The organism is Erwinia oleae (genome assembly GCF_000770305.1).
Lineage (GTDB): Bacteria > Pseudomonadota > Gammaproteobacteria > Enterobacterales > Enterobacteriaceae > Erwinia > Erwinia oleae.
In genome coordinates this window covers 1-6,865 of record NZ_JNVB01000116.1, presented here as the reverse complement: position 1 = coordinate 6,865, position 6,865 = coordinate 1, and the positions used below count along the sequence as shown (strand labels likewise).

At 59.0% G+C, this 6,865-nt stretch carries 6 protein-coding genes; 3 read left to right on the top strand and 3 right to left on the bottom strand.

Translation table 11 applies throughout. The features are described from left to right. From GS12_RS21660 to lldD, 3 genes are all read left to right on the top strand, one after another. A partial coding sequence (locus GS12_RS21660) for a lactate permease LctP family transporter (protein ID WP_034950815.1) occupies window positions 1–1,279 on the top strand: 1,279 nt, incomplete at its 5' end. Beyond that, window positions 1,276–2,052: a transcriptional regulator LldR gene (lldR, locus tag GS12_RS21655; protein ID WP_034950812.1), complete on the top strand. Its 777-nt coding sequence runs from the start codon at window positions 1,276–1,278 to the stop codon at window positions 2,050–2,052. The genes GS12_RS21660 and lldR, both read left to right, overlap by 4 nt. Next, entirely contained in the window at window positions 2,049–3,200 is a 1,152-nt protein-coding gene (lldD, locus tag GS12_RS21650; protein WP_034950809.1) for an FMN-dependent L-lactate dehydrogenase LldD, read from the top strand. The genes lldR and lldD overlap by 4 nt, the downstream gene beginning before the upstream one ends. Before the next feature lie 58 nt (window positions 3,201–3,258). Here the strand turns inward: lldD and efeB are convergent, their stop codons facing one another. Genes efeB through efeU form a run of 3 tightly spaced genes read right to left on the bottom strand, consistent with a single transcriptional unit; the run spans window position 3,259 to window position 6,486 of the window. Further along, window positions 3,259–4,536, bottom strand: coding sequence for an iron uptake transporter deferrochelatase/peroxidase subunit (efeB, locus tag GS12_RS21645; protein ID WP_034950806.1), 1,278 nt, complete (start codon window positions 4,534–4,536; stop codon window positions 3,259–3,261). Window positions 4,537–4,542: 6 nt separating this feature from the next. Continuing rightward, window positions 4,543–5,652: an iron uptake system protein EfeO gene (gene efeO, locus GS12_RS21640; RefSeq protein WP_152601470.1), complete on the bottom strand. Its 1,110-nt coding sequence runs from the start codon at window positions 5,650–5,652 to the stop codon at window positions 4,543–4,545. A gap of 18 nt (window positions 5,653–5,670) precedes the next feature. Continuing rightward, window positions 5,671–6,486 (bottom strand): iron uptake transporter permease EfeU, encoded by an 816-nt coding sequence (efeU, locus tag GS12_RS21635; protein ID WP_034950800.1) that lies wholly within the window; start codon window positions 6,484–6,486, stop codon window positions 5,671–5,673. Window positions 6,487–6,865: the final 379 nt, after the last annotated feature.

Genomic DNA, 6,865 nt, shown 5'->3' with positions numbered 1-6,865 from the left:
ATTTGGCGCCTTTCTGGAAGGTGCGGCAGGGTTTGGCGCGCCGGTCGCCATCACCGCTGCCCTGCTGGTTGGGCTGGGTTTCAATCCTCTCTATGCGGCGGGCCTGTGTCTTATCGCAAATACCGCGCCGGTCGCCTTTGGTGCAATGGGCATTCCGATTCTTGTCGCGGGCCAGGTGACCGGGCTCGACAGTTTTGAAATCGGGCAGATGGTCGGCCGTCAGCTGCCGTTCCTGACAATTATCGTGCTGTTCTGGATCATGGCCATCATGGATGGCTGGCGCGGGGTGAAGGAAACGTGGCCAGCAGTGATGGTAGCGGGCGGTTCTTTCGCTATCGCCCAGTTTCTGAGCGCCAATTTTCTTGGCCCGGAGCTGCCGGACATTATCTCTTCACTGGTCTCGCTGGTCTGCCTGACGCTGTTTCTTAAACGCTGGAAGCCAACACGGATTTTCCGTTTTGCCGATGCGCAAGCGGTCATTGCGCCTTCAGAGCAACCGCACTATACGCCCGGTCAGATTCTCCGCGCCTGGTCACCGTTTCTGTTTCTGACCGCCACCGTCACGCTGTGGAGCATCCCGCCGTTCAAAGCGTTGTTTGCGCCGGGTGGCGCGCTGTATGACCTGGTGATGACTGTCCCGGTGCCCTGGCTGAATAAGCTGGTTGCCCGTATGCCGCCGGTGGTCAATGAGGCGACGCCTTATGCGGCAGTGTTCAAATTCGACTGGCTCTCCGCCACCGGCACGGCCATTCTTGTCGCGGCGATCCTGTCTGTTATCTGGCTGCGGATGAAGCCCGGCGCGGCGGTAGAAACCTTTGCCGCCACGCTGAAGGAACTGGCGCTGCCGATCTACTCCATCGGCACGGTGTTGGCCTTCGCTTTTATCTCCAACTACTCCGGACTGTCATCCACCCTTGCGCTGGCGCTGGCGCATACCGGCAGCGCCTTTACCTTCTTCTCACCTTTTCTCGGCTGGCTGGGCGTGTTCCTGACCGGCTCGGATACCTCATCAAACGCCCTGTTCGCCGCGTTGCAGGCCACCGCCGCGCAGCAGATTGGCGTCTCTGACGTGCTGCTGGTAGCGGCCAACACCACCGGCGGCGTCACCGGAAAGATGATCTCGCCGCAGTCTATCGCTATCGCCTGCGCCGCCGTCGGGCTGGTGGGGAAAGAGTCCGATCTGTTTCGATTCACGGTGAAACACAGCCTGATATTTACCTGCATGGTGGGCCTCATTACCAGTCTGCAAGCCTATGTTCTGACCTGGATGATCCCATGACTACGGAGGATCGCCGCCCGACAAACAACCTGGCCGGGCGGATTAAAACGCTGATCCATAAGCAGCGCCTGGAAGCCGGTATGCGCCTCCCGGCGGAACGACAGCTTGCGGCCGATCTGGGCGTTTCGCGTAATTCACTTCGTGAGGCGCTGCGGCAGCTCAACAGCGAAGGATTGCTGTTGAGTCGCCGTGGCGGCGGCACGTTTGTGCGCTGGCAGCATGAAGCCTGGTCTGAGCAAAACATTGTGCAGCCGATCCGCACATTGATGGCGGGCGATCCTGACTACAGCTACGACATTCTGGAAGCGCGCCACGCGATAGAGGCGAGCACGGCGTGGCATGCGGCGATGCGGGCGACGGAAAGCGACAAAGAGAAGCTGCGGCTTTGCTATGACGCAACGCTCAGTGCCGATCCGGATCTGGCTTCGCTGGCGGACGTGCGTTTTCATCTTGCCATCGCCGAGGCTTCCCACAATGTGGTGCTGCTGCAAACCATGCGCGGCTTTTTTGACCTGCTGCAAACCTCCGTGAAGCAGAGCCGCCAGCGGATGTACCTCGTCCCGCCGGTGTTTGCAAAGCTTTCCGAACAGCATCAGGCGGTGATGGACGCCATTCTGGCAGGCGATGCAGACGGCGCGCGTAAAGCGATGATGGCGCATCTTGGTTTTGTTCACACCACCCTTAAACGCTTTGACGACGATGCCGCCCGGCAGGCGCGTATCACCCGCCTGCCGGGCGACGGTAACGACTTTTTCAAGGAGAATGACGCATGATTATCTCTGCTGCCAGCGACTACCGCGCCGCGGCACAGCGTACGCTGCCGCCCTTTTTGTTCCACTATATCGACGGCGGTGCCTACGCGGAGCACACCCTCAGACGTAACGTGGATGACCTGTCGCAAATTGCGCTGCGCCAGCGCGTGCTGAAAAACATGTCCGATTTGAGTCTGGAAACCACGCTGTTTAATGAGCGGTTGAGCATGCCGGTGGCGCTCGCGCCCGTCGGCCTGTGCGGCATGTACGCCCGACGCGGCGAAGTGCAGGCGGCCGGAGCAGCAGCGGCAAAAGGCATCCCGTTCACGCTCTCGACCGTTTCCGTCTGCCCGATTGAAGAAGTGGCGCCAACGCTCAATCGTCCAATGTGGTTTCAGCTCTATGTGCTGCGCGATCGCGGTTTTATGCGCAACGCGCTGGAACGCGCCAAAGCGGCTGGCTGCTCGACGCTGGTATTTACAGTGGATATGCCAACGCCCGGCGCCCGCTATCGCGATGCGCACTCCGGCATGAGCGGCCAGCACGCCGCGCTGCGCCGCTACTGGCAGTCGGTGACGCATCCGCAGTGGGCATGGGACGTCGGCGTAAACGGTCGCCCACACGATCTGGGCAATATCTCTGCCTATCTGGGCAAACCAACCGGGCTGGAAGATTACATCGGCTGGCTGGCGAAAAACTTCGATCCCTCTATCGCCTGGAAAGATCTGGAGTGGATACGTGAATTCTGGGACGGCCCGATGGTGATCAAAGGCATTCTGGATAAGGAGGACGCCCGCGACGCCGTGCGCTTCGGCGCGGACGGCATCGTGGTATCCAACCACGGCGGACGCCAGCTCGACGGCGTGCTCTCGACGGCGCGTGCCCTGCCCGCCATTGCCGACGCGGTGAAAGGCGAGATCGCCATTCTGGCGGACAGCGGCATTCGCAACGGGCTGGACGTGGTGAGGATGATTGCGCTGGGGGCAGACTGCGTGCTGTTAGGTCGCGCTTACCTCTACGCGCTGGCGACGCACGGCGAAAAAGGCGTGGCGAATCTGCTCAATCTGATCGAGAAAGAGATGCGCGTGGCGATGACGCTAACCGGGGCCAGAAATATTGCAGCGATTACGCGTGAGTTACTGGTGACGGATAACACGCCGATCGGATGACATGATTTGAAAGACAGATAAAAAGTGGTGGCGCGAAGCGGGTTAAAGCCTGAATTACTCAGGCTTCAAGGAGGGTCTGCCCCAGATAATGTTTGTCGTCCGGCACGCCGGGCAGCACGAAGAAATAGCCGCCGCCGATGGGCTTGATATACTCCTCCAGCGCCTCGCCGTTGAGCCTTTTCTGCACGGTAAGAAAGCCCTTCTCCAGATCGTGCTGATAACAGACAAACAGCAGCCCCATATCGAGCTGCCCGGCATTCGAGACGCCCAGCGAGTAGTTGTAGCCGCGTCGCATCATCAGGCTGTCCTGGCTGTCGGCGGTACGGGGATTGGCCAGCCGGATATGGGCATCCAGCGGCGTGACCTCACCGTCGGGATCGCTGGCGTAATCAGGCACGTCATGCTCATTGCTCATGCCCAGCGGCGCGCCGCTGTGCTTGACGCGGCCAAAGATGTTCTCCTGCTCGCGCAGCGGCGTACGGTCCCAAAACTCTACGCGAAACTGTATGATCCGCGTCGCCTGATAGCTGCCGCCCACTGCCCAGGCGGGTTCGCCCTGTTCCGCCGTCACCCACAGCATCTGGTTCATCAGCGACGCGTTGTTGCTGTCAGGGTTGGCCGTTCCATCTTTAAAGCCCAGCAGATTAATGGGCGTTTCCTTGCCGTGGCTGCGTGCGGCATGATCGGAAATAAACCCTTCCCGCCGCCAGCGTACGCTGAGCAGATCCGGCGTGTATTTGATGATGTCACGCAGCGCGTGGATCACCGTGTCATTGGTATTGGCGCAAATTTGCAGGAGCAGATCGCCGTGACAGAGGCGCGCGTCGAGCGCGTCGTTGGGGAAACGCGTCATCGCTTGCAGCTTACGCGGCCGGAGCGCCGCCAGTCCGAATCGCTGGTCAAACAGGCTGTTGCCGACCGAAAGCGTCAGCGTCAGATTATCCGGAAAGATGCCGTCGCCCAGGATGCCGGAATCCATCGGCGGCAGGCGCGGATTAGTGACCCGCGGCGCTTTACCGCCCCGGGTCAGGAAAGCGATGCGCGCCGTCAGCAGCCGGAAAAGCCGGGTCAGATCGGCTTTGTCCGCCGCCAGCACGTCAAAGGCTACCAGCATCATGGCGGACTGCTGGGGCGTGACAATCCCCGCCTGATGTAAACCATAAAAAGGCTGGGCCTCAAGACGCGCGCCGGGCGACAGCACGCCCGGCGAAAAAGAGCGTTCTGCCGGTGCTGCCTGTACCGGACAGCCGCCGCCCACCGCCAACGCGCCGCTGAGAAGCCCCATCCCCTTCAGTAAACGACGGCGCGCCGCGCCGTCAATGGGTTGTCGTGCCATCAGCGTTCAGTCCAGGCCCAGCGTACCGCGCAGCTTCGACAGATCTTCCGCCAGCGTGGTAATCGGCCCTTTCAGCGCGTTACGATCGGCATCGGTGAGCTTGTCGTAAGACTCGAAGCCGTCTTTGGTACGGTATTTTTTCAGCACGCCGTCCACTTTCGCAAAGTTAGCATCTACCTTCGCCAACAGTTGCTCATCATGCTTTTGCAGCATCGGGCGCAGCAGGTTAACGATCTTCTGCGCGCCGTCGACGTTGGCCTGGAAGTCCCACAAATCGGTACGGCTGTAGCGATCTTCCTCGCCGGAAATTTTGCTGGAAGCGACCTCCTCAATCAGGCCCGCCGCGCCGCCCACCACTTTGCCCGGCGGGAACGCCAGTTCGCTGACGCGTTTTTGCAGTTCCAGCACATCGCTGTTGAGTTTATCGGCGTAGTTTTCCATCCCTTTGGTGCTGCCGTCGCCGAACAGCGCTTTCTCCAGTCGGTGGAAGCCGGTGAATTGCGGATCCTCCGCTTTCTTCTCATAGTCGTCTTCGCGGGCATCAATGCTGCCGTCCAGATCGGCGAAAAGCTCGGCGATGGGTTCAATGCGCTCGTAGTGGCGACGGGTCGGTGCGTACAGCGCTTTGGCTTTGTCCAGGTCGCCCGCTTTTATCGCATCGGTAAACGCTTTTGTGCCGCTGACCAGCCCGGTGAGTTCCTGCGTCACGTAAGTTTTGTAATCAGCGATCGGCCTGGCCAGCTGCAACAGATCCTGCTTGCCAGCTACGGCTTTGCTGTCGCCCTGCACAATCAGCTTGCCTTTAGGGTTGCTGAGCAGGCCGCAGGTCATCTCGTACTCACCGGCCTGAAGGGTGGCGGTAAGCTTTTGGGTAAAGCCCGGCGCAATATTTTCACGCTCTTCCACCACCATCACGCCTTTCAGGATCTCCCATTCCAGCCCTTTCTGGCTGTTGTTTTTGATCACAAACTGGGTTTTACCGGCCTTAACGGTGATATTCATCGGATCGCACTGTTTGTCGTTAACGGTCACGTTGACCTGTGGCACATCAGCGGCGGCGGCGACCGGGCCTGACAGCACAGCCAGCGCCAGCATGGAATAACGGAAACAATTCATAGTGATTCCCTGTAAAAGTTAGTGTGCGCGGGCAGGCGCGGGTTTGAAAAACAGCGCCAGCGCAGGAAGCAGATAGATAAACCAGACGGCAACTTCACTGAAGGACGGGGCTTCCTGATAGCCAAAGAGGCCTTCAAGCAGCGTGCCGAACAGCGTATGGGTGGAAAGCGTGTTACTCATATCGAACGCCACGGACTGGAAGTGGTTCCACAGTCCCGCCTCATGGAAAGCACGGATAGCCCCTGCCGCCAGCCCGGCGGCCACGAACAGGATGAACAGGCTGGTCCATTTGAAAAACGCGGCCAGGTTGAGACGCAGGCCGCCCTGGTAAATCAGCATGCCGAGCACGACGGCGGTAGCAAGCCCAAGAACGGCACCGGTCGGCGGCGCAATGCCGACATCCTGCTGGAATGCCGCGAGCAGGAAGAAGACCGACTCCAGCCCCTCGCGCGCCACGGCGAGGAACACCATCATCACCAGCGGCCAACCGCTGTTGTTGCCCTTCTTCAGCGCGCTGTCGACCGCGTCTTCAAGTTGCGCTTTGACATTGCGTGCAACGTTGCGCATCCAGAACACCATCCAGGTCAGAATACATACCGCCACCACGGCCACCAGCCCTTCGAACAGTTCCTGCTCTTTTTGCGGAAATTCGCCGGTGGTTTCGTTGATAAACCAGCCCAATGCCAGACACAACGCAGCAGCGCTGAAAACGCCAATCCACATTGCGCCCAGCCATTGACCACGGTGGGTTCGCTTCAGGTAGCTGGCAATCAGGCTGACAATCAGCGCGGCTTCCAGCCCCTTTCGCAGCATGATAAGAAACGGAACGAACATGCCAGCATCCTCGAATGTGAATCAGTTTAAATAAAAGTAGAGAAATGCAAATTCAAACGAGAGTGATTATCATTACAACGAAATAAAAAACAAGAGACCGGGCAGGAATTTTTTCTTTTTGCGAACGCTATCGAGGGGCTCCGTTTGGGAAACGGAAAATATTGTACTATAAGGGCTTCCCCGGCATGTCAAAGCCGGTATTTATGGTTTCTGTCTGCTCTTCAGTAAAAATAAAGGGGAGAGACTGCGGTACTATAAACGGCCATGATGAATCGTCACCGATTCGGGCCCTGATGAAAGACGCGCGTGAGGTTCTTGTTCGTTAAGCGGATACGTATATCCTGTACAATAGCCAGATAGGCCTCACGGGGTCTAACCC

Bases quoted from the DNA above. Each gene is read 5' to 3' on its own strand.
- lldR (WP_034950812.1), top strand. From the start codon at position 1,276: ATGACTACGGAGGATCGCCGCCCGACAAACAACCTGGCCGGGCGGATT.
- lldD (WP_034950809.1), top strand. From the start codon at position 2,049: ATGATTATCTCTGCTGCCAGCGACTACCGCGCCGCGGCACAGCGTACG.
- efeB (WP_034950806.1), bottom strand. From the start codon at position 4,536: ATGGCACGACAACCCATTGACGGCGCGGCGCGCCGTCGTTTACTGAAG.
- efeO (WP_152601470.1), bottom strand. From the start codon at position 5,652: ATGAATTGTTTCCGTTATTCCATGCTGGCGCTGGCTGTGCTGTCAGGC.
- efeU (WP_034950800.1), bottom strand. From the start codon at position 6,486: ATGTTCGTTCCGTTTCTTATCATGCTGCGAAAGGGGCTGGAAGCCGCG.